Source organism: Microbacterium sp. A94 (assembly GCF_051842855.1).
GTDB lineage: Bacteria > Actinomycetota > Actinomycetes > Actinomycetales > Microbacteriaceae > Microbacterium.
Window position 1 is genome coordinate 138,658 of record NZ_JBPXMU010000005.1, and the last position, 21,320, is coordinate 159,977.

General features: G+C 65.7%; 20 protein-coding genes. 6 read left to right on the plus strand and 14 right to left on the minus strand.

Annotated elements, in window-relative coordinates; genetic code table 11:
* Window positions 1–5 precede the first annotated feature (5 nt).
* Genes tsaE through ACSU1L_RS13580 form a run of 3 tightly spaced genes read right to left on the minus strand, consistent with a single transcriptional unit; the run spans window position 6 to window position 1,950 of the window.
* Window positions 6–491 (minus strand): tRNA (adenosine(37)-N6)-threonylcarbamoyltransferase complex ATPase subunit type 1 TsaE, encoded by a 486-nt coding sequence (gene tsaE, locus ACSU1L_RS13570; RefSeq protein WP_439256135.1) that lies wholly within the window; start codon window positions 489–491, stop codon window positions 6–8.
* Complete coding sequence (alr, locus tag ACSU1L_RS13575; RefSeq protein ID WP_438253124.1) at window positions 488–1,594, minus strand: alanine racemase; 1,107 nt, start codon at window positions 1,592–1,594, stop codon at window positions 488–490. Before alr ends, tsaE begins: the two co-directional genes overlap by 4 nt.
* A complete protein-coding gene (locus ACSU1L_RS13580; RefSeq protein WP_438253123.1) occupies window positions 1,591–1,950 on the minus strand; it encodes a holo-ACP synthase in 360 nt (119 codons plus the stop codon). Before ACSU1L_RS13580 ends, alr begins: the two co-directional genes overlap by 4 nt.
* A gap of 264 nt (window positions 1,951–2,214) precedes the next feature.
* Here ACSU1L_RS13580 and ACSU1L_RS13585 point away from each other — a divergent pair, with 264 nt between their 5' ends.
* On the plus strand, window positions 2,215–3,045 hold the full coding sequence (locus ACSU1L_RS13585; RefSeq protein WP_439256136.1) for an endonuclease domain-containing protein: 831 nt from the start codon (window positions 2,215–2,217) through the stop codon (window positions 3,043–3,045).
* A gap of 121 nt (window positions 3,046–3,166) precedes the next feature.
* On the opposite strand, the gene glmS is transcribed toward ACSU1L_RS13585, so the two are convergent.
* From glmS to ACSU1L_RS13620, 7 genes are all read right to left on the minus strand, one after another.
* On the minus strand, window positions 3,167–5,008 hold the full coding sequence (gene glmS, locus ACSU1L_RS13590) for a glutamine--fructose-6-phosphate transaminase (isomerizing) (protein ID WP_439256137.1): 1,842 nt from the start codon (window positions 5,006–5,008) through the stop codon (window positions 3,167–3,169).
* A gap of 60 nt (window positions 5,009–5,068) precedes the next feature.
* Complete coding sequence (gene coaA, locus ACSU1L_RS13595) at window positions 5,069–6,022, minus strand: type I pantothenate kinase (RefSeq protein WP_438253685.1); 954 nt, start codon at window positions 6,020–6,022, stop codon at window positions 5,069–5,071.
* 80 nt (window positions 6,023–6,102) lie between these two features.
* The gene (locus ACSU1L_RS13600) at window positions 6,103–6,660 is read right to left on the minus strand and encodes a histidine phosphatase family protein (RefSeq protein WP_439256138.1); all 558 of its coding nucleotides are present in this window, start codon (window positions 6,658–6,660) and stop codon (window positions 6,103–6,105) included.
* Window positions 6,657–7,694: an ABC transporter ATP-binding protein gene (locus ACSU1L_RS13605; RefSeq protein WP_439256139.1), complete on the minus strand. Its 1,038-nt coding sequence runs from the start codon at window positions 7,692–7,694 to the stop codon at window positions 6,657–6,659. The genes ACSU1L_RS13600 and ACSU1L_RS13605 overlap by 4 nt, the downstream gene beginning before the upstream one ends.
* Complete coding sequence (locus ACSU1L_RS13610) at window positions 7,691–9,430, minus strand: ABC transporter permease (protein ID WP_439256140.1); 1,740 nt, start codon at window positions 9,428–9,430, stop codon at window positions 7,691–7,693. Before ACSU1L_RS13610 ends, ACSU1L_RS13605 begins: the two co-directional genes overlap by 4 nt.
* The gene (locus ACSU1L_RS13615) at window positions 9,427–10,602 is read right to left on the minus strand and encodes an ABC transporter substrate-binding protein (protein ID WP_439256141.1); all 1,176 of its coding nucleotides are present in this window, start codon (window positions 10,600–10,602) and stop codon (window positions 9,427–9,429) included. The genes ACSU1L_RS13610 and ACSU1L_RS13615 overlap by 4 nt, the downstream gene beginning before the upstream one ends.
* 92 nt (window positions 10,603–10,694) lie before the next feature.
* Window positions 10,695–11,525, minus strand: coding sequence for a MurR/RpiR family transcriptional regulator (locus ACSU1L_RS13620; RefSeq protein ID WP_438253116.1), 831 nt, complete (start codon window positions 11,523–11,525; stop codon window positions 10,695–10,697).
* 150 nt (window positions 11,526–11,675) lie between these two features.
* Here ACSU1L_RS13620 and ACSU1L_RS13625 point away from each other — a divergent pair, with 150 nt between their 5' ends.
* A complete protein-coding gene (locus ACSU1L_RS13625; protein WP_439256142.1) occupies window positions 11,676–12,617 on the plus strand; it encodes a Ppx/GppA phosphatase family protein in 942 nt (313 codons plus the stop codon).
* A gap of 178 nt (window positions 12,618–12,795) precedes the next feature.
* Here the strand turns inward: ACSU1L_RS13625 and glmM are convergent, their stop codons facing one another.
* From glmM to rplM, 3 genes are read right to left on the minus strand one after another with little or no spacing between them, the layout of a single operon-like run.
* Entirely contained in the window at window positions 12,796–14,154 is a 1,359-nt protein-coding gene (gene glmM, locus ACSU1L_RS13630) for a phosphoglucosamine mutase (protein ID WP_439256143.1), read from the minus strand.
* A gap of 14 nt (window positions 14,155–14,168) precedes the next feature.
* Window positions 14,169–14,654: a 30S ribosomal protein S9 gene (gene rpsI, locus ACSU1L_RS13635; RefSeq protein ID WP_438253113.1), complete on the minus strand. Its 486-nt coding sequence runs from the start codon at window positions 14,652–14,654 to the stop codon at window positions 14,169–14,171.
* A 29-nt stretch (window positions 14,655–14,683) separates the two neighbouring features.
* Window positions 14,684–15,130 (minus strand): 50S ribosomal protein L13, encoded by a 447-nt coding sequence (gene rplM, locus ACSU1L_RS13640; RefSeq protein WP_439256144.1) that lies wholly within the window; start codon window positions 15,128–15,130, stop codon window positions 14,684–14,686.
* 342 nt (window positions 15,131–15,472) lie between these two features.
* On the opposite strand from rplM, the gene ACSU1L_RS13645 reads away from it, so the two are divergent.
* On the plus strand, window positions 15,473–16,468 hold the full coding sequence (locus tag ACSU1L_RS13645; protein WP_439256145.1) for a hypothetical protein: 996 nt from the start codon (window positions 15,473–15,475) through the stop codon (window positions 16,466–16,468).
* A 219-nt stretch (window positions 16,469–16,687) separates the two neighbouring features.
* Here ACSU1L_RS13645 and ACSU1L_RS13650 read toward each other — a convergent pair whose 3' ends face one another.
* Window positions 16,688–18,673 carry an acyltransferase family protein gene (locus tag ACSU1L_RS13650; protein ID WP_439256146.1) on the minus strand — a complete coding sequence of 662 codons (1,986 nt, stop codon included), beginning with the start codon at window positions 18,671–18,673 and terminating at the stop codon, window positions 16,688–16,690.
* Between the two features lie 22 nt (window positions 18,674–18,695).
* On the opposite strand from ACSU1L_RS13650, the gene truA reads away from it, so the two are divergent.
* The 3 genes from truA (at window position 18,696) to ACSU1L_RS13665 (ending at window position 21,315) form a co-directional block, all read left to right on the plus strand.
* Window positions 18,696–19,538, plus strand: coding sequence for a tRNA pseudouridine(38-40) synthase TruA (gene truA / locus ACSU1L_RS13655; RefSeq protein ID WP_439256147.1), 843 nt, complete (start codon window positions 18,696–18,698; stop codon window positions 19,536–19,538).
* 168 nt (window positions 19,539–19,706) lie between these two features.
* A complete protein-coding gene (locus ACSU1L_RS13660) occupies window positions 19,707–20,597 on the plus strand; it encodes a hypothetical protein (RefSeq protein WP_439256148.1) in 891 nt (296 codons plus the stop codon).
* Between the two features lie 49 nt (window positions 20,598–20,646).
* Window positions 20,647–21,315, plus strand: coding sequence for an endonuclease/exonuclease/phosphatase family protein (locus ACSU1L_RS13665; RefSeq protein ID WP_438253107.1), 669 nt, complete (start codon window positions 20,647–20,649; stop codon window positions 21,313–21,315).
* The last annotated feature ends 5 nt before the right edge of the window (window positions 21,316–21,320 follow it).

Consider the following 21,320-nt stretch of genomic DNA (forward strand, 5'->3'; position numbering starts at 1 on the left):
CGCGTTCAGCGCTCGACGCGCTCGATCGTCACGATTCGGGGGGCATCGGCATCCAGATCCTCGTCTGCGACACCGTCGTCGGCGACGCCTACGGGCCGCTCCAGCTCGATGTCCCACCAGGAATCGGCGATCGACGAGGCCATCTCACGACCCCACTCGACTACGACGACCGAATGCGCGAGGTCAACATCGAGGTCGTCGAGCTCCGCGGCCGATCCCAGCCGGTAGGCGTCGACATGCACGAGCGGTGCGCGCCCGACGAGCGAGGGGTGGGTGCGAGCAATGACGAAGGTCGGACTCTGCACAGGGCCGCGCACGCCGAGTCCTTCAGCAAGCCCACGCGTGAAAGTCGTCTTGCCAGCACCCAACGGACCCGTGAGCACCAGCAGATCACCTGCTTCGAGCTGCTCCCCCATGACGAAGCCGAGACGCTCCATGCCGTCCGCAGTGGCGATCTCGCGGCGACCGAGGAATGCCGGGTCGACGCTCATGCGTTTCTCCGCGGCACCCGGTTGCCGATGCGGGTGACGATCTCATAGTTGATCGTGCCGGCGGCATCCGCCCAGTCCGTGGCCGATGGCGCACCCAACGTCGGATCGCCGAACAGCACGGCTTCATCGCCCACCGCCACGGAGGTATCACCGACGTCAACGACGAATTGATCCATCGCAATGCGTCCGGCGACGCGGAATCGGCGACCGTTGATCAACACGGGTCCACGTCCGGATGCTTGGCGCGGGATGCCATCGGCATAGCCGAGCGGAATCAACGCCAGGGTGGTCTCTCGGTCGGTTCGGTGGTCGTATCCGTAGGAGACGCCGGCACCGGGCCCGACCCGGCGCACCGCAGCGACAGCGCCGCGGAGAGTCATAGCGGGGCGAAGGCCGAGATCGGCTGAGGAGCGGTCGTCGAACGGCGAGAGCCCGTAGAGGCCGATCCCGATGCGAACGGCATCGAGGCGGGTTTCAGGCAGATCGATGGCGGCCGCGGTGGCCGCGATGTGCCGGATCTGAGGTCGGACACCCGCGGCTGCCGCGGCAGCCGTCCCCTCGTCGAACTGGGCGAGCGCGGCCCGGTCGTCAGCAGCCGAGGCGTTGGAGAGGTGGCTGAACAAGCCGATGATCTGGACCCGGCCGATGCGCTCGAGGCGCGCGGCCTCAGCAAAGATTCGCCCCCAGTCAGCGGGTGCGATGCCGTTGCGGGACAGACCCGTCTCGAGCTTCAGGTGCACGCCGACGGGGCTATCGACGCCGGCTGCGGCTCCGGCGGCTTCCAGCTGGTCGAACGAGGAGATTCCCACCTCGATGCGGTTCGCGGCGGCGAGATCGAATCGCTGGCCCGGCTCGTGCAGCCACGCCATAATCGGGGCGTTGACGCCCTGCCGACGCAGGTCAATGCCCTCGGGCACCTCGGCGACGCCGAGGCGGGTGGCTCCGCCGGAGAGCGCTGCGACGGCGCTGGAAGCGGCACCGTGTCCGTAGGCGTTGGCTTTCACGACGGCGATGACCTCGGTGCCGGTGAGTCGGCGCAGGTGCCGGGTGTTATCGGCGATCGCATCCAATTCGATGGTCGCTTCGCGGAACGGGACAGTCACAGCGGCGCTCCTTCAGCGACGACGAAGGCGGTGGCAAGACCAGCATCGTGGGACATGGTCAGGTGCAGGTTCAGGATGCCCCGACTGGCCACGGCCTCGGCTGTTGTGCCGGACAGCACGAAGTGCGGCTTGCCGGACTCTTCGGATGCGATCTCGATCTCGGTCCAGTGCACACCGTCGGAGCCGCCCAGAGCCTTGATCAGAGCCTCTTTGGCGGCATAACGCGCGGCAAGCGAAGCGAGCCGGAGCGTACGCTCCGACGGGGCGAAGAGTCGCTCCATGAGCCGCGGTGTCCGGGACATCGTGCGCTCGAACCGCGGGATGTCGACGAGGTCGATGCCGGTGCCGATGATCACGCTTCCAGCCTACTCGCGCAGTGGCCTGGCACAGATTTCGCCCGGGCGGCCGGCGGCGCGGTGGCTCCGGCACGGATGGCGGCTCGGATCTACGGATGCCAGGAGATTCGGGGGAATTGGACTGACCGGTGTGGAAATCCACCGACAAGTGGACCAGAGCCACCCGCGGCCTGACCAGTTCTGCACATCTCGGGCTATGCCCGTTTTGTCCACAATCGCCCGTTTCGGCCTCGTTCGAGGCCGCAGTTCCGGCACGCTCGGGACATGTTTCCTCCTGTAGTCCTCCTTGACCGTTTCGGCGGCATCGCTCGCGGCACTTTCCTTCAGCAGTTCGGATGCACGCGAAAACAGCTTGCTGCCGACGTGCGAATCGGCAGCATCCACAGGGTCCGTCCCGGTGTTTTCGCCATCCCGACGGCAGACGCGAGAGTCGTATCCGCCGCAGCGCATGGTGGAGCGCTCACGTGCAATGCAGCGCTTCGTTTCCACGGAATATGGATTCTGCCCGATCCAGACGACGAGGTTCACGTCTGGATGGGCGCGGCGGGCCGCAGCCATCCGCATGAGCGATGCGTCTGCGTGGTGCATTACTCTCCCGGCCGCGCCGAACTCGGACTCGCTCCGGTCGCCGCGGCCCTCGTCCATGCGTACCGGTGCCTGAGCCAAGAGGCGTTCTTCGCCGCGTACGAATCCGCATGGAACAAGCGACTCATCTCCGCGACCGACCGGGCACGTATCCGTCGTGAGCTGCCCAAGACCGCAGGCTGGCTGCTTGATCTGGCACGCGCTGACGCTGAGAGCGGCCTGGAATCGCTTCTGCGGCTTCGCCTGCATCTGCTCGGTATCCAGCTCGAATGCCAAGTAGCCATCGATGGGGTCGGCCGCGTGGATTTCGTGATCGGCGGACGTGTGATCCTCGAGGCAGATGGCAAAGACAATCACACGGGCGCGAAGCGCCACAAGGACCTGATGCGGGATGCCGCGGCATCCGTTCTGGGATACGAGACTCTGCACTTCGACTACGCGATGATCCTGCACAACTGGGATCTGGTCGTCGCTGCCATTCTGCCAGCGATCGCGCGTGCTCGCGCGTGAGTACAGGTACGGATGTCAGTCAGAAAACACGGATGCCTGCGCAGCCACCTGATTCCGGCAAACATCCGTGGAATCGACCGACAAGTGTGCCCGGGCGGCCGGCAGCGCGGCCGCACACCGATTACTCGACGGTGACGGATTTGGCCAGGTTGCGCGGCTGGTCGACGTCGAGTCCCTTGGCCGTGGCCAGTGCCATGGCGAAGATCTGCAGCGGAACGACGGTGAGGAGCGGCTCAAACATTGCGCCGGCGAGCGGAATGCGAATGACCTCATCGGCGAAGGGCAGCACTGCGGCATCGCCCTCTTCGGCAACCACGATCACCTTGGCGCCGCGAGCGCGGATCTCCTGGATGTTCGAGACGACCTTCGAGTGGATCAGCGCCGAGTGACGCGGCGACGGCAGGATCACGAACACCGGCTGGCCGGGCTCGATCAGCGCGATCGGACCGTGCTTGAGCTCGCCTGCAGCAAAGCCTTCGGCGTGGATGTACGAGATCTCCTTGAGCTTGAGCGCACCCTCGAGCGCGATCGGATAGCCCACGTGGCGGCCGAGGAACAGCACCGAACGGGTATCTGCCATCCAGCTGGCCAACTGCGAGACGTGGTCGTGCTCTTCTTCCAGCACCCGAGCGATCTTCTCGGGGAGGGTGGCGAGCTCTTCGACGGCGGTCTCATCGGTCAGCGTGGCGCGCACACGACCCATGTGCAGGCCCAGCAGCAGCAGCGCCGTGATCTGCGCTGAGAACGCTTTGGTGGATGCGACAGCGACCTCGGGGCCGGCGTGGGTGTAGACGACGGCATCCGATTCGCGCGGAATCGTCGCGCCCTGCGTGTTGCAGATCGACAGCGTCCGGGCGCCGCGCTCGCGCGCGTACTTGACGGCCATGAGCGTGTCCATGGTCTCGCCGGACTGGCTGATCGAGATGACGAGCGTGTCGTCGCCGATCACCGGGTCGCGGTAGCGGAACTCGTGCGCGAGCTCGACGTCGGTGGCGATGCGGGCCCACTGCTCGATGGCGTATTTTCCGACGAGGGCTGCATAGGATGCCGTGCCACAAGCGGTGATGATCACCCGGTTGATGCCACTGAAGAGGTCATCGAGCCCCTCGAGTTCGGGGATGACGACCTGTCCGTCCTGAACGCGGCCGCGAATCGTGTTCGCGACAGCCTCGGGCTGCTCGGCGACCTCCTTCGCCATGAAGGAGGACCATCCGCCCTTTTCTGCGGCGGCAGCATCCCAGGAGACGTCGAACGGCTCGGCTTCGACGGGCGTGCCCGCGAAGTCGGTGACGGTAACCGCGGCGGGTGTGATCGAGACGATCTGATCCTGGCCGATCGCCAGGGCCTTGCGGGTGTGTTCGACGAAAGCGGCAACGTCGGATCCGAGGAAGTTCTCCCCCTCGCCGAGTCCGATCACCAGCGGAGAGTTGCGGCGAGCGCCGACGACGAGGTCGGGGTGGTCCTGGTGCATCGCGAGCAGAGTGAAGGCGCCCTCGAGACGGTTCACAACGTTCTGGAAAGCGGTCTGCAGGTCGGGTGTCTTCGCGTACTCCTGGCCGAGGAGCGCGGCGGCGACCTCGGTGTCGGTTTCGCTGCGGAACTCGACGCCCGCAGCAAGCAGCTCTTCACGCAGAGCCGCGAAGTTCTCGATGATGCCGTTGTGGATGACGGCAAGCTTGTCACCATCGGCGAGGTGCGGGTGGGCGTTAACGTCGGTCGGTCCGCCGTGGGTCGCCCACCGCGTGTGGCCGATCCCGGTGTTGCCGTCGCTCAGCGGCGAATCAGCCAGCGATTCGCGCAGCATGCTGAGCTTGCCGGCTTTCTTTCGCATGCCGAGGTGGCCGTCACCATCGATGATGGCGATACCAGCGGAGTCGTAGCCACGGTATTCCAACCGTGCAAGGCCGGCGATAAGGATGTCCTGGCTGGGGCGCGGCCCCACGTATCCGACGATTCCACACATAAAGTACAGAATAAACGCGATATTTTGCGAGTCGTCCGAACGAACCCTGCGGCAGTGTGGTCAGAGTTTGCGCAGCAGCACGCTCTCGACTGAGTGATCGGCACCCTTGTTCAGAACAAGGCTCGCCCGATGCCGAGTCGGCATCACGTTCTCGACGAGGTTCGGCATGTTGATGTCGTTCCAGTATCCGAGCGCGGTGGCGCGTGCCTCATCGTCAGTGAGATGGGCGAACACGTTGAAGTACGACGACGGGTTACTGAACGCGCCCTTGCGCAGCGCGAGGAAGCGGTCGACGTACCATTTCTCGACGTGCGCGACATCGGCGTCGACGAAGACTGAGAAATCGAACAGATCACTGACGGCGACGTCGTTCGGCGCGGGTGGCGGCTGCAGCACGTTCAGCCCCTCGACGATCACGACATCGGGCCGGCGCACGACGACGCGCGCATCGGGGACGATGTCGTAGCGCATGTGCGAGTAGAAGGGTGCCCGCACCTCGGGTGCACCAGATTTCACCTCGGTGAGAAACTCCAGCAGCGCGCGCCGGTCGTAGGACTCGGGGAAGCCCTTCCGGTCCATCAGCCCGCGCCGTTCAAGCTCAGCGTTCGGGTAGAGGAAACCGTCTGTGGTTACGAGCTCGACCCGGGGTGTGCCCGGCCACCTGCTCATCAGCTCACGCAGTAGACGTGCGATCGTCGACTTTCCCACCGCGACGGATCCTGCGACGCCGACCACGAACGGGGTCGTGACGTCATCTTCCTGCAGGAAATCACTGGTAGCCGCACCGAGTCGCTTCGTCGCCGTCGCGTACAGGCTGAGCAGACGACTCAGCGGCATATAGACCTCACGCACCTCGTCGAGGCTGAGGCGGTCTCCGATCCCTCGGATCTCGACGACCTCGGTCTCGCTCAGCGGCTGATCCAGGCCCTCGGCCAATCGCGCCCACTCCGCACGTCCGATCTCGCGGTACGGCGACAGTGGCAGCGTGGGGTCGGCGGTAGTCACGGCATCCATCGTATCGGCGTGGATGCCCTGGACCATCGCTCCGAGTCATAACGCTTCTACACCGGCAGCAGCGACCGAGCACCTCGACATCACGCTCCGACGTTGAACTGCCGAAGTCGCGCCGCATCTCCTTCGACGTCAAGGACAGTGAGGCTGGGTGCTGCGACGGGATGGATGCGGCTGGCACCGAGTCCAACGAAACGATCCAGCACCGCACGGATCGTGCCGCCATGGGTAACGACCAACACTGGTCCCGGATGGGCTGCCGCACTACGCACAGCGCCAGATACCCTGGCACGGATCGCCTCCGCCGGTTCACCGCCCGGAGGAATGAGCACGCCCTCGCGCCACTGGTGGTAGGCGGGACCGATCATCTGCGGAGTCGCGCCTTCCCATTCACCGAGACTGTGCTCGATCCACGCTGTGTCGATGATGGGTGGGACATCGCTCAGCAGCGCGGCTGTGGTGCGTGCGCGGGTGAGCGGTGAGACGACCACGGTCTGCGGGTTCCAGGGTGCGATGATCTCCGCGAGCGCCGTGACCTCTGCGCGACCTTGCTCGGAGAGATCGATGTCGGTCCTTCCCTGCATTCGCTGCTGACGATTCCAGTCGGTCTCTCCGTGTCGGACGAGTAGCAGTGTCGTCACAGTCGCTGTCCGTCCGCACCAAAGCACGCCGCCGGTCTCTCCGGGAATCGAAGGCGAGTGCCCTCCCCCGGAATCGCTGCCCGGTCGCTGACCACGGTGATCCGATGTCCTGCCTCAGGAGCAACGCGTCCGGTGACCAGGTGTCGTCCCGCCTGCGGCGTGGATTCGACGACCTCGAAATCAAGCGTCCCCTGCGGATGCATGGCGACCTCATCCGGGCGGAACATGAGGTGTGCGGCATCCGCCGGGAGCGTCATCACGGTGTCGAGAATGATCTCAGCACTCCTGGGCAGGAGGACAGCTGCGGGGCTTCCGAGGAAGGAGGCGACGAACATCGTGGCGGGAGCCTCCAGCAGCTCCGTGGGCGTTCCGAACTGCTCGAGCCGCCCACCGTTCATCACCGCGATGTGCGTGGCGAGCGCCAGCGCCTCGACCTGGTCGTGCGTGACGTACACGCTCGTCGCGCCGCTGCTACGGTGCACGCGGCCGAGCTCAGAACGCGTCTCGACTCGCAGGCGCGCGTCGAGGTTCGACAGGGGCTCGTCGAATAGCACCACCTGCGGACGGGGTGCGATCGTGCGGGCTATGGCCACACGCTGCTGCTGCCCGCCTGAGATCAGCGCCGGTGTGCGATCGGCCAGATGCGCGATCTCCAATGATTCGAGAACCGCTTCCACCCGCGAAGCACGATCTCGGCGCGACCATCCGGCGACGGTGAGCGGCCACTCAACGTTCTGCTTCACCGTCATGTGCGGCCAGAGCGCATAGCTCTGGAATACCATGCCGATGCCCCGCTTCGAGGGCGGGACGCTGATTCCGCGGGTCCCGTCCGCGATTACGCGGTCTTCGAACGAGATGCTGCCGCTGGTTGGGTCCTCGAGACCGGCGATCATCCGCAGCGTCGTGCTTTTACCGCAACCTGACGGGCCGAGCAGCACAAGGAAGGCGCCGGAGGGGATCTTCAGCGACAGATCTGCGACGGCATCCTGTGCTCCGAAGCGCTTGCCGAGCCGATCGATGGTGAGTTCAGTCATGAGATCTTCCGTTCAAGAGAGCGGTTCTTTTCGAGCGAACGCGCGCACAGGGTCGCCGCCACTGAGATGGCCGCGATGATCAGGGTGATGACACCGGCCTGCTGGGCGAAGCCCTCCGAGGCATAGCGGAAGGTCATCATCGACAGCAGCGGGGTCGCCGGCGTCACGAGCAGCACGACGACCGAAAGATCGCGCACCATGGTGACGAAGACGAGGATGCCGCCGTTTGCAAGCCCCCTCGCCACAAGCGGAATCGTGATGCGCGCGAGGCGGCGAGGACCACCTGCCCCCGTGAGCACGGCGGCTTCGTCGAGTTCGGGTGCAACCTGCCCGAGCGCGGACTTCGCCGTTTGGAACGCGAACGGGATGCTCGCGGCAATGCCGGCAAGCACAAGGATGCCGAACGTGCCGTACAGCGATCCAAAGGGCCCGATCGGCGCGCCGAACTGCGCGATGAACGCCGCTCCGAGTGCCACGCCAGGAATGAGGAAGGGCACATACGCCAGCAGATTGATCGCGCCATTCATTGTGCGCGCCCGCGGCATCCTCCGGATGACGTATGCGGCGACCAGTCCGATGAGAACCGCCCCGATGGCGACGGCTGCCCCGAGTCCGAGGGTTCCTCCGAGCGCCTGCAGCACGGTGGGGTCAAGCAGCACGCCGCGCATGCCGTGCGAGATCGACGGATCGGACTCCCCGATCCAATAATGGAGTGTGAATCCGCCGTCGAAACTGTTCGTGCGCCTCAGGAACGTGCTCACAATGAGCACGATGGCGGGAATGATCGCGGTGATCACGACTGTTGCCCACGCAGTCGTCGCCAACGGCGCCCTCCAACCGCCCGTTCGAGTGACGCGTGCACGGGTGGCTTTGCCGGTGATGGTGGAGAACGACCGACCTCCGGTGATCCGGTTGCCGCCGAAGAGAATGATGCCGGCGACGACAATGAGCAGGATCGAGAGCACATAGCCACGTTCGGCATCGCCTGTGGAGATCGCTCCGTACAGGCGTGTGCTCAGCGTCTGGAACCGCACCGGGAGTCCCAGCAGCGCGGGGACGGCGAAGTTCGATACGCCTTCGGCGAAGGCGAGGAGGAACCCGGAGAGCACGGCCGGTGTCACAGCGGGGATGACGATGCGCGCGGCGACGCGAGTACGGGAGGCTCCTGTCAGCTCGGCGGCGGCGACAAGATCTCCCCCAACGTTCGAGAGAGCTGCGGCGATGACGACGAAGCTCAGCGAGTAGTAGTGCGCAACGAGGGTGAGGATGACGGGAACCGGACCCCAGGCGAGCCAGTCCGGCACCGGAACACCGAGCGAGAACAACAGTCCGGTGCTACCGCCGATCAGGTCGTTGCGGAAGATGCTTTCCCAGGCGAGTGCGATCGCGAAGCTCGGCAGCGCGAACGGAATGGCGGCGAGAACGCCGATCACCCGGCGACCAGGCACGTCGCTCATGACGACGATCCAGGCGAGGAAGGCGCCGATGACGGTGGCGATGATTCCGGTTCCGAGGCCTACGAGCAGCGAACCGCCCAGCGGCTGCCAGAACAGCGCAGACGACATCGGGCTGGCGAGCACATCGCCCCAGGCGCCGTCGGCGTCCTCTCCGACAGTGGCCGCCGTGAGCCCCGCCAGTGGCAAGGCGACAAGGATGACGAGTACCGCGAGCACGGCGATGGCCAGCCACAGAATGGGCCGGCGCACCGCCGCGCGCACGCGGATGGAAGCACTCACTGGATCGTGAGAAGGAAGTCCGCGACGTCGGAGCGGTGCTCGGCCGAGGCCTCCGGGTCGATCTGCCAAGCGCCCAGCTCGTCGAGGCTCAGAGCATCGGCGGGCGTATCGATGTCAGTGCGGGTCGGATAGTCACCCGCGACGTAGAACGGCTCGAATCCGGCTCCTCCGGTGGAACTGTCGTCACCCATCATGTAGTCAATGAGCAGACGGGCAGCGGCCGGGTTCTCCGCCCTGGCGGTGACGCCGAGGTACGCGGGGAAGACGATCCCGGGCGCGGGAGCGACACCTGAGGCCACTTGCAGCGCCCAGCCTTCCTCTTCGTTATCGCGGCGGTCGGAGTACGACGTGAACCCGACGGGTGGAGCGTCCTGCCCCGTTGCGCCAACGGCGGCATTGACCGTGTCGGTGTCATCGACGAGCACGGCGTCATTGGCGTAGAGGTTCTTCAAGAACTGCAGTCCGGCATCCGGCATACCGTCTTCGAGAGCGATCTCCTCACCGAAGTGCTCGGTGTATGCATCCGCCATCTCGTCGGCGCGCAGCGAGAACTCCGTGGCAAGGTCGAGGTAATCGCCACGCACGTTGGGGTCGACGAGCACGACTTTACCGGCCCATTCCGACTCGGTGAGCTCCCAGAGATTCGACACTGGCGCACCGTCAGGGTGCGCTTCTTCGTTGTACATGAGCACCTTCGTCGAGAGGCGGTTCGCGACCAGCGGAGCCTGATGCTCGGACGGCAGCGCCTCGGCTACACGTGCGGGGAGGTATGGCAGCAGTACACCATCGGCGAGAAGCTCGGTGACGACGACGGGGGCGTCGGAGACGTAGGCGAGGTCGGCCGTCGCGCTGCCGGCTGTGTGCTCGGTCGCAAGTCGTGTGATGAGCTCACTGGAGGAAATGTCGCTGGCGACGACGTCAATGCCGGGGTACTCCGCCTCGAACGATTCCTCGATGGCGGCGATCCGGCTGGTGAAGGCGTAGACGACGACTTCGCCTTCGTCGGTGGCCATGTCGACGAGCTCATCGTGCGTGAGGGCATCCCAGTCGACATCGGCGGACGGCGCGGATGCGGCGGGTGCGCTGCATCCGGCGAGCGTGACCGCCAGGCCGCAGGCGACGAGGACGGCGGTGGCGGCGGTGATCGGGCTGCGGAGCGGTTGCCGGGTCATGATCGTTCCTTTCGAGGGATTTTCAAGGGAATTTCGAGGGCGTACGGGGTAAGCGACTACGGATGCGGTGGGACGGATGCTGCGAGCAGGTGTCACCGGTCGAAGCGCTCGAGCAGAGACTCGAGACGGTCGAGCGAGCGCAGGACGCGGTCGGGCGCCTGGCGGGCGATGGTGAGAATCAGGGCGTTCGCGATTGCCATAGGGACGGTCAGCGTGAGGAACTCGTCCCCACCGCCGCGCGGTGCTGCGAGCACAGCATCCGGTTGGGGCGACAGCGAAAGCAGGGTGTCTGTGAGCAGCGCGGTGTATGCGCCGGTCTCACGTGCGAGCTCGAGCACGGGTACGAGGTCGCGCGGTGCCCGACGGAAAGCGCAGGAGAGGATGAGATCGCCCTCGCTGAGCGTGGCGAGCTGCTCGGCGACATCGCGGACAGGACCGTCCAGGGCGGTGACGCGGATGCCGCTGCGGCGCAGCCGGCGCTCGAGCAGGTCGACCAATACGGTGGCGTTGCCGTGTCCGAAGAGGTACACGTGTCCAGCGGCGAGCACCCGGGCGGTGAGGTCGTCGAGGTCATCCTGACTGATGTGCTGTGGGAGGGCTGTCAGAGCGGCGATCTCGTCGTCGACGAATCCACCGATGACGTCGTCCGGGTGCCGCTCCAGACGGCCTCGGATCCGCTGGGAGGGGCCGGAGCCAGCTAGGTAGTCCTGTCGGAGGGCGTCGCGCAGCCGCGGGTACCCGTCGAACCCCAGACGCTGCGCGAAACGCGTGGCAGCCGACTGGTGCAGGCCCAGGGGATCGGTGAGCTCGGCTGCCTGCCAGAACGCGGCCTCTGCGGGTCGCGCCTGCAGCACGGCGACGAGTCGACGGTCGGTCGCGGTCAGCGCGGAACCGTGGTTCTTGGCGAGGTCGGTGATGAGCACGTTCTGGACGCTATGCGCAATTTCACTTGCATTGAGCGCAAGCCATGCGAGTTCACGTGCCGTTCATCGGTCCGCCGACGCGCGGTCACCACGAGCCGTCGCCGATGCGCTTGTCCGCGCAGTTACGCCAGATGCGCGTAGTCTCTTTCCGTGCGCTTGGGAATCCTCGATATCGGTTCGAATACCGTCCATCTCCTCGCCGCGGATGCCCGCCCAGGTGGCCGTCCACACGCGACGACGAGTGACCGCACTGTGGTGCGCCTGATGCGCTTTCTCACACCCGAGGGCGCGATCAGCGAGGAGGGCGTGCGTGCGCTCGAAGCCGCCGTCACCCGGGCGCGGCACATCGCTGAGGCTGAGAGAGTTGAGACGCTGCTGGCCACGGCAACCAGCGCGATCCGTGAAGCGGCCAACGGCTCCGAGGTCATCGCGCGCATCGAGAAGGCTCTCGGTCAGCCCTTGCAGGTGCTTACCGGCGAGCAGGAGGCCGATCTCACATTCCTCGCCGTCCGGCGTTGGTTCGGCTGGGATGCCGGACGCATCCTGCTGCTCGATATCGGCGGCGGCTCATTCGAGTTCGCAGCCGGCGCGGACGAGACCGCGGAGATCGCAGCATCCGTCCCGCTCGGGGCTGGGCGCATGACCGTGCAGTTCCTGCCGGAGGATCCACCCGGTGAGGATGCTGTCGAGCTGCTGCGCGCGCACGCGAGAACGGTGCTCGCACCGGTGACCGAGAAGCTCAACGCCCTCCCCCGCCCTGATCACATCGTCGGCTCGTCGAAAGCGATCCGGTCGCTGGCGAACCTTGCTGGTCGCGAAGTGTCCGGGCTGGGATTCAATCGCACAGTGATGTCGCGCTCGGCTCTGAAATCGTGGATTCCACGGCTCGCTCGCATCCCAGCATCCGCTCGTCAAGAGCTGCCGGGAATCACGCCCGATCGCACGTTCCAGATCGTCGCCGCCGCCGTCTGCCTGCATACGGCGATGAGCATGCTCAACCTCGATGAGCTCGAAGTCTCACCCTGGGCACTGCGCGAAGGGGTGCTGGTGCGCTACACCGAATCGCTCAGCTGGGGCGGCGTCGGGATCTGACGCGCGAGGTCGACGGACCCGCCTGGCAGCCCTATCGCCGCACACTTGCAGGGTGATCGTACGGCTGCAGGGCGAAACGCCGATGGATGCCCCGACATCCGTGCATACGCCCTGCAAGTGTGCCGGGTCGCACTCAGCAGGCGCACTCAGCAGGGTCGCACTCAGCAGGCGCCGACACTCAGAGCGCGAGCCGCTCCTTGACCACATCGGCGAGCTTCTCCGCGTGCGCCTGAGCGGACTCTGCGTCCGCGGCCTCGACCATCACACGCACGAGGTTCTCCGTGCCGGACTTGCGTAGCAGCACTCGTCCGGTGTCTCCGAGTTCCGCCGTAACGGCGGCGACGGCATCCTGCACGCCCTCATCGTCAGCGCAGCGCTCCTTATCAACGTTTCGGACGTTGATAAGCACCTGCGGATACACGGTCATGACGCTGGCAAGTTCGGCGAGAGACTTCTTCTGGTGCGCCATCTCGGCCACCAGATGCAGCCCGGAAAGCACACCGTCGCCAGTGGTGGCGAATTCGCTCATGATGACATGCCCGGACTGCTCGCCGCCCAGCGCGAAACCGCCGGCGTTCATGTCCTCGAGAACGTAACGGTCTCCGACAGCGGTCTGGCGCACGGTGATGCCGTGCTCTTTCATCGCAATATGCAGACCGAGGTTGCTCATCACGGTTGCCACAAGCGTGTTGTCGGTGAGGTGTCCGCGTTCCTTCATCGCCACGGCGAGAATCGCCATGATCTGGTCTCCGTCGACGACATTGCCGTCGGCGTCGACCGCGAGGCAGCGGTCTGCGTCGCCGTCATGTGCGATGCCGACGTCAGCGCCGAGTCGAACCACCGCCTCGGCGAGGTTGTCGAGATGCGTCGAGCCGACACCGTCATTGATGTTGATTCCATCGGGTTCTGCCCCGATGACGGTGACCGTGGCACCGGCGGTCTTGAATGTCTCCGGTGAGACTCCGGATGCTGCGCCGTGCGCACAGTCCAGCACCACGTGGATGCCGTCGAGCTGATGCGGAAGCGACGCGAGAAGGTGCAGCTTGTAGCGGTCCTCCGCGTCGGAGAAGCGCTGGATACGACCGACGCCTTCACCGGTGGGAAGAAGCATCTCCCCCGTCATGGCCGCTTCGATGCGCTGTTCGACGACGTCGGGGAGCTTTACGCCACCGCGGGCGAAGATTTTGATTCCGTTATCGGGTGCCGGGTTGTGCGAGGCAGACACCATGACGCCGAAGTCGGCATCATGGTCGTTAACGAGGAATGCCAACGCCGGAGTCGGAATGACGCCAGCGTCGAGAACGTCGACGCCGGATGCTGCGAGGCCGGCAGAGACAGCGGCCACGAGGAATTCACCGGAGACGCGCGGGTCGCGGGCAACCACGGCGGAAAGCCGCTTGCCCTCGGACTTGCGAGTCTCTGCAGTGCGGCCCTGGCCCAGGACGACAGCTGTCGCCTGGGCCAGGGTGAGCGCGAGGTCGGCGGTGAGGATGCCATTGGCAAGTCCTCGCACACCGTCCGTGCCGAAAAGCGGCATCGGGACTGTGGACCTTAGCGCTTCGAGTACTGAGGCGCCTTGCGGGCCTTCTTGAGACCAGCCTTCTTGCGCTCGATGACGCGGGCGTCACGCGAGAGGAAGCCGGCCTTCTTCAGGGTCGGACGGTTGTTCTCAACGTCAATGCCGTTGAGGGCACGGGCGATGCCGAGACGCAGTGCGCCGGCCTGGCCCGAGTCGCCGCCACCCGAGATGCGTGCGATCACGTCGTACGCACCCGTGAGGTTCAACACGGTGAAGGGGTCGTTGATCAGCTGCTGGTGCAGCTTGTTCGGGAAGTAGTCCTCGAGCGTACGGCCGTTGACCGTGATCGTGCCCGAGCCGGGGACCAGACGCACGCGGGCGATGGCCTGCTTGCGACGGCCGACGGCTGCGCCGGGGACGTTCAGCACGGGACGGGGAGCCGTCTCCGTTGCCGTGGTCTCCGCGCTGGAGGTCGAGTAGTTCTGAGGGGTTTCGGTGGTGTCCTGAGTATCAGCCACGAGAATGTCCTTCGTAATCTTTGCGGCGCTTACTGGGCGACCTGGTCGAGTGTGTACGTCTGAGGCTGCTGCGCGGCGTGCGGGTGCTCAGCACCGACGTACACCTTGAGCTTCGACAGCTGCTGACGGCCGATGCTGTTCTTGGGGAGCATGCCGCGGACGGCCTTCTCGACAGCGCGGACGGGGTTCTTCTCGAGGAGCTCCTCGTAGGTGACCGACTTCAGACCACCCGGGTAGCCCGAGTGGCGGTAAGCCTTCTTCTTCTGGAGCTTCTGACCCGTCAGCGCAACCTTGTCGGCGTTGATGATGATGACGAAGTCACCGGAGTCCATGTGGGGGGCGAAGGTCGGCTTGTGCTTGCCGCGCAGGAGCGCTGCGGCGTGCGAGGCGAGGCGACCGAGAACGACGTCGTTTGCGTCGATGACGACCCAGTCACGCTGAATCTGCCCGGCCTTCGGGGTGTATGTACGCGTCACAATAGTGCTGCTTTCTTGTCGAACGGAGAGGTTCGTGAATCCCACTCCGGGGTGGTTCCCTGAGGAACACGCCAGTGGAGGGCTCACGTTCGTGGCACTCGGCAGTCGAGTACCAAAGATATAGCTTACGCCATCAGCCCGATGCGGCCAAATGGGCATCGGCGTGAGGGGCGCCTCGGTGGCAGGGGTCGCCTCGTGCCGCACACCCGGCCGCACCGCGACCACACGCGCCACCTCCGCAACCCGTGACCTTCCCTGCACAGGTTCCGAAGGGACCGAGTTCTCCACGGTTCGTGGTGTTCGGCATCCCGAGCATCCACCTCGACGAGCACAGTTGCCAATATGTCCCCATCTCCCCGACCTCTCCCACCGGAACTCGGCGGGCAGTTCTCTGTTCGCCGCGCGTCCGATGCCGGCGCCACCCGCCGCAGGATGCGGGCACGCGATCTCACCCGCCCCTTCCGTGGCGTGCGCCGCAGCGTCAGATTCATCGAGGAGCGGGGTGCGGCAACTGAAAGGGACAAGAAACCGTACGCCGAGTTCCGCCGCAAGCGCCAGGAACTGATCGACGACGCGCACGCGTATGCGATGGTCATGCCGCCAGGCGCCTTCTTCTGCGGCGCAACGGCGGCGGTGATCGGCGACAGCCTGCCGGTGAAGTTCCCTGACGCGCTGGACGTCGCAGTAGTCGCGCCGCAACGCGCACCTCGGGCGAAGGGCGTGCGTGGGCGGAAGGTAGCCGAGCATCTTGTCACAATCGGCCAGTTCGAGGGTCTGCGGTTGACGAGTCCGGCGAGCACTTGGGCGATGCTCGGCCGTGATCATGACCTGCGCGATCTCGTGGCGATTGGTGATGCGCTCGTGCAGATTCCTCGCGACAACTTCGGGCTTCAGCATCCGGAGTTTGCACGCGCCACCATCGCTGACCTTGCCACCGAACTCGCCCGCGGTCCGCGTCCACCGTCGACGAAGAAGCTTCACGAAGCCCTGGGGCTGATCCGCGTGGGAAGTTCCTCCGTACTCGAGACGGAGTTCCGACTGGATGCCGCGGCTGCAGGCCTGCCCGACCCTGAGCTTGACATGGAGATCCATTACGACGGCACCCGACTGGGGATCTCCGAGTTCGTGTACCCGCGATATCGAGTGGTCGTGGAAGTCGAGGGCGATCACCATCGCACATCCCGAGGTCAATGGAATCGTGACATCGAGAAGTATCAGGCCTACGTCGAAGCAGGGTGGGAGACCATCCGCCTGACCTCATCACACATTCGCGGTCGCGAGGCGGATGCCCTGCAGCGGGTTGCCGCAGCTCTCAAGCGCCACGGCTGGGTCGGCTGAGCATCCGTCACGCAGCGAAGCCGCGCCACGCCCCTCGCGCGGGTGTCGCAAACGGCCGCGCCAGGCGCCCGCTCCCGACACCAAGCGACACCTCCCGCGCATGCCCGACCCACCGAACTCACGCCGCGCTGAAGCGGGTGTCGCAAACGGCCGCGCCAAGCGCCCGCTCCCGACACCAAGCGACACCTCCGCGAGCGGGCGCGCCGCGTCGGCGTGGCGCTACGCGGGGAACGGTACGTGATGAGCGCGGCCGGATGGCGCGTGCTCGTATCGCTTCTCGGCCCGCAGCCGCTCCTTCTCGATCCCCTCGAAAGCAGACCAAACCGATTCGGCGAACACGTCTCCCCCGGCTGCCGCCGGATGGATCCCGTCGCCGGCGAGCAGATCCTGATGGGGAGCGATGGCACCCGACCAGTCCGCGATCCAGACCCGACGGTGACTGTCGGCGAACGCCTCAAGGTCTGCGTTCACGCCCGGAATCCAGTCGCGCGGTGCGACCGCGTTGACGAGGATCAGATGCCGCTCCGGTCCGATGATCTGCAGCATCTGATTGAGCACGCCCGTATCGACCGGCCCATTCGTGCCAAGCGCGACGACGACGTTTTCGCGCAACTGCCCGTTCCCGGCCAGAGCCGAGAGAATGTCGGGCCCGGCCCAGATCGATCTGGACACCTCCGCGTCCACGCTGATCCCGGGAAACTTCTGCATGAGTGATGGCGCCGACGCCAGCATCACCGAGTCACCCACGGCGGTGATATCCACGCCTTCCGGGATGACGATCTGATCGTCGGATGCTTCGGGCGAAGCGGACGCGGACGCGGACGGCGAAGCCGACGGCGACGCGGACGGCGACGCAGACGGCGACGGAGACTCGGACGGCGACGCGGACGCGGCTTCTTGCACAGCCTGCTCGCCGCGGTGGATCGCAGCCGACGCCGAGGTCGCATGCGGCGCCTGCACGATCGCGGCAGAGGTTCCGGCCACGGCGATGAGCGCGACGGTCAAGGCTGCCAGTCCGGCGAAGCGCGCGAGCGGCCTTCCCGTGATCCGCCTCCCGAGCGCGCCCAGAGAGCGCCGGAAACCGTAACGGCGAAGCGGTTGCTCCACGAAGCGATAGGAAAGCGTCGCGGCGACGAGCGACAGCACGAGCGCCAATATTCCCTCCACCCACGGCACCCCGCCCTCCGGTCCGTAGCCACGCGCCCCCGACAGCACCAGGACCAGAACCGGCCAGTGCCAGAGATATATGCCGTAGGAGCGGTCCCCAACCCAGCGCAGCGGTGCAGCATCCATTCCCCGGCCGAACCAGGACCCCGGCCAGATGCCGGCAAAAACTGCCAGCACGCTGCCGGTGGTCGCCAGTAACAGGGTTCCGGGGAATGTCACCAGATCAGGTGATTCCGGGATCGTCGACGCAACGACGATCGCTCCGATGCCGACGATCCCCACCAGCAGCGCGCAGACCTGCATCCTCCGCCGGCGCATCCATTCCCGATCGGGCATACCGGCCGTGGCCAGAGCCAGCGCAATGCCGAGCAGCAGCCCGAAAGCGTGCGCGTCGGTTCCGAAGTAGGCGCGTGTGACCTCCCCGGCCGACACGAGCTGTGCCATCCACCAGGCCGACCCGCCGGCTGCGACCATGAGGAGCGCGACGCGCGACCATCGTCCGGGGATCAGCAGCACCAGCGGAAGTAGCAACGGCCACACCACATAGAACTGCTCCTCGACGGCGAGCGACCAGAAGTTGCGGAACAGCTCCGGGGCGGTCGCGGTGAAGTAGTCCGTTCCGTCCGCGACGGCGAGCCAGTTGTAGCTGAAGGTGGCCGCCCCCAGCACCTGCCTGCCCATTCCCACCAGCAGGTCGCCGCCGAGCAGCCACGCCGCTGTCGCACACACCGTGATCACGACCACGAGCGCGGGCAGCAGTCGACGAGCGCGACGGCGCCAGAAATCGATCAGTCGACCAGGTCCGCGGTGCGAGGGGCGCAGCAGCAGCGAGGTGATCAAGAACCCGCTGATCACGAAGAAGACGTCGACACCGACGAATCCGCCCGGCAACGGCAGTGCCGGGAAGAGGTGGTAGACGACAACGAGGATGACGGCGACTGCACGCAGGCCGTCGAGGCCCGCGAAGCGCGTGGAGGAGGAAGGAGTCTGCGTCATCGTGGAGAGGTATGTATCGGCGTGCGGCCGAGAAGAATTCAAAAGCCCAGTCTAAGCTGGCCAGGTGCGAATTCGGCTGGACATCGCCTACGACGGCACCCACTTCCGCGGCTGGGCGAAGCAACCGGGGCTGCGCACGGTGCAGGGATCGCTGGAGACGGCACTCGAGCGGATCGTCGGCTCCCCGGTGCATCTCGTCGTCGCCGGACGAACGGATGCCGGAGTGCACGCCTCCGGCCAGGTCGCGCATCTCGATCTCACCGAGCCGCAATGGGAACGACTCGAATCGCGAAATGGCCGCAGCGCCCACAGCCCGGCGGAGTCGATAGCTCGCCGCGTGCGCGGGGTGCTCGGCTCATACCCCGATGTCACCGTGCACCGCTCCTCGCTCGCGCCGACCGGTTTCGATGCCCGATTCTCAGCGGTGTGGCGCCGCTATCGCTATCGCCTCGCAGATGATGTCACCGGCTTCGACCCCGCCCGCCGCCTCGACACCACGAGCATCCGGGGTGAGCTCGACGTCGAGACGATGGATGCTGCGGCACAGTCGCTGATCGGACTCCATGATTTCGCGGCCTATTGCAAGCCGCGGGAGGGCGCGACGACGATCCGAACCCTTCTCGACTATCGCTGGCAACGCGATGCCGACGGGGCACTGGTCGCCGAGGTGAAGGCCGATGCTTTCTGCCACAGCATGGTGCGGGCGCTGGTTGGTGCGTGCGCAGCTGTGGGTTCCCGCAGGCTCGATGTCAGTGACCTCGTCGCACTGCGTGATGCACTGGAGCGCACGAGCCGCTTCGCCGTCCTCGCCGCGCGCGGACTCACACTGACTGAGGTCGGCTATCCGTCAGATGACCTCCTCGCGGTGCGCGCCGAGCAGACGAGGGCGCGACGCAACTTCGAGTAGCAGTGCCACTACCCGGTGGCCTCCCCCCAGCAGCCACCGGATAGTCGATCGAGCGGACGAAGCCCCATTGATCGCCCCGCGATACGACGGCCCCGGCATCCGGAGGGACGCGATCGGAACCGTACAATGACCTTATTGGTGGGTTCTTCACAGGGATCGGGGGAAACTGTGACGAAGAACGATTCTGACTACGACCGCAGATTCGCCGCTGCGCTGAGCGAGGCGATCATCGCACGCGATGTCTCGCTCACCTGGCTTCATCGGCACCTGCACGACCGGGCCACTCCGGTGTCGATGGCCACGCTGAGCTACTGGCGCTCAGGAGATCGACATCCCGAAGGCACCGCCTCACGCGCCGCAGTCGACGAGATCGAAGCATTGCTCGGGCTGAGTCCCGGCAGCCTCAGTGAGCTCATTCAACCCATTGCACGAGTCGGCGCGCTCCCTGCCGCATACGTGCCGAGCGCTGCGGAGATCAGCGCTGCGATCGAGGAAATCACCAAAGTGCTCGGTACCACTCCGTCTTCGGGGCTTCGCGATCTGAGCACGCTGACCACGGTTGAGGTCGGTTCAAACGGTGCGGTGGAGAGCGTCACGATGCGCGCCCTGGTACAGTCCACGATGCCCAGCATGACGTCAGTGCCCCTGTTCGATTTCGTCCCCGAGCCAGGTGTCGAGCCGAAGAAGATAGTGAACGTGATCGGTGGCACGCTCGCCCCTCCGTATGTGCATCCGGGTGGGAAGGTCGTGTGCGACGTTCTCACACTCGACCGGCCTGTCCCTGCCGGCGGGACCACGATGATCGAGTTCACTGAGCTGTATGCACCGGGGTACCCGCAGACTCGGCAGGCGTCTCACGCGGTGTCCAGACCCGCACGGCAGACGGCGATCTGGGTGCGTTTCCATCCGGATGCTGTTGCGGACTGGTGCGAGGAGTTCGTCGATGCCGGGGAGGGTGAGGCCGTCAGGTCGCTTGAGGTGGCAGGTACCTCAGTGCACGTGTTCCGGTTCGGTTTCGGTCCGGCCACGCTGGGAGTGCGGTGGGGCTTCGACGACTGAGCACCGGTTGGTCATCCATCACACGGCAGATCGCAGTAGCGTGGACGGTGTGAAGGTCATCTCGTACAACCTACGCAAACACCGTGCTGCAACCGAGCTCGAGGAGCTCGCCGCCGAGCACGCGCCGGATCTTCTCTGCCTCCAGGAATGCGACGTGGCTGCCCTGCCGGACGAGATCGGCGGCCTCGCGCTTGCGGATGCCACGCACGGCAACCGCCTCGGGCTGGCGATCTACTACCGCACGAACACCTTCCGGCTGCAGGAGATTCGCACATTTGGGTTGAAGAAGTCGATGCATGACCGCGTTCTCAAGCCCGCTCACGAGCGTGTGCTCGGAGTGCGTCTGCTAGACATCGACGACGGACACGAGCTGATCGTGGCATCATTCCATGCCGCCCCTCTCACGGCGCTGAACTCGCTGCGCCGCAATCAGATCCGCGCTGCACTGTCCGAGCTCGAGACGATGGGAGTGGGGCTGCCGGTGCTCATGGTGGGCGACTACAACTACCCGGTTTTCAAGGAGAGCCTCAGCCAGAATGTGCGTGACCATGGCTACACGCTGACGCTCAGCGACGACCGCACCTACACCCGGTATCGAGTGTTCAAGGGGCATTACGACTTCGCCACCTCTGATGGCTTCACGATCGACAGCATCCGCACCCTGCCGCAGCGCTCCAGCGATCACCGACCGATTCTGGTCACCGCGAAGGTGGACTGAGCGGC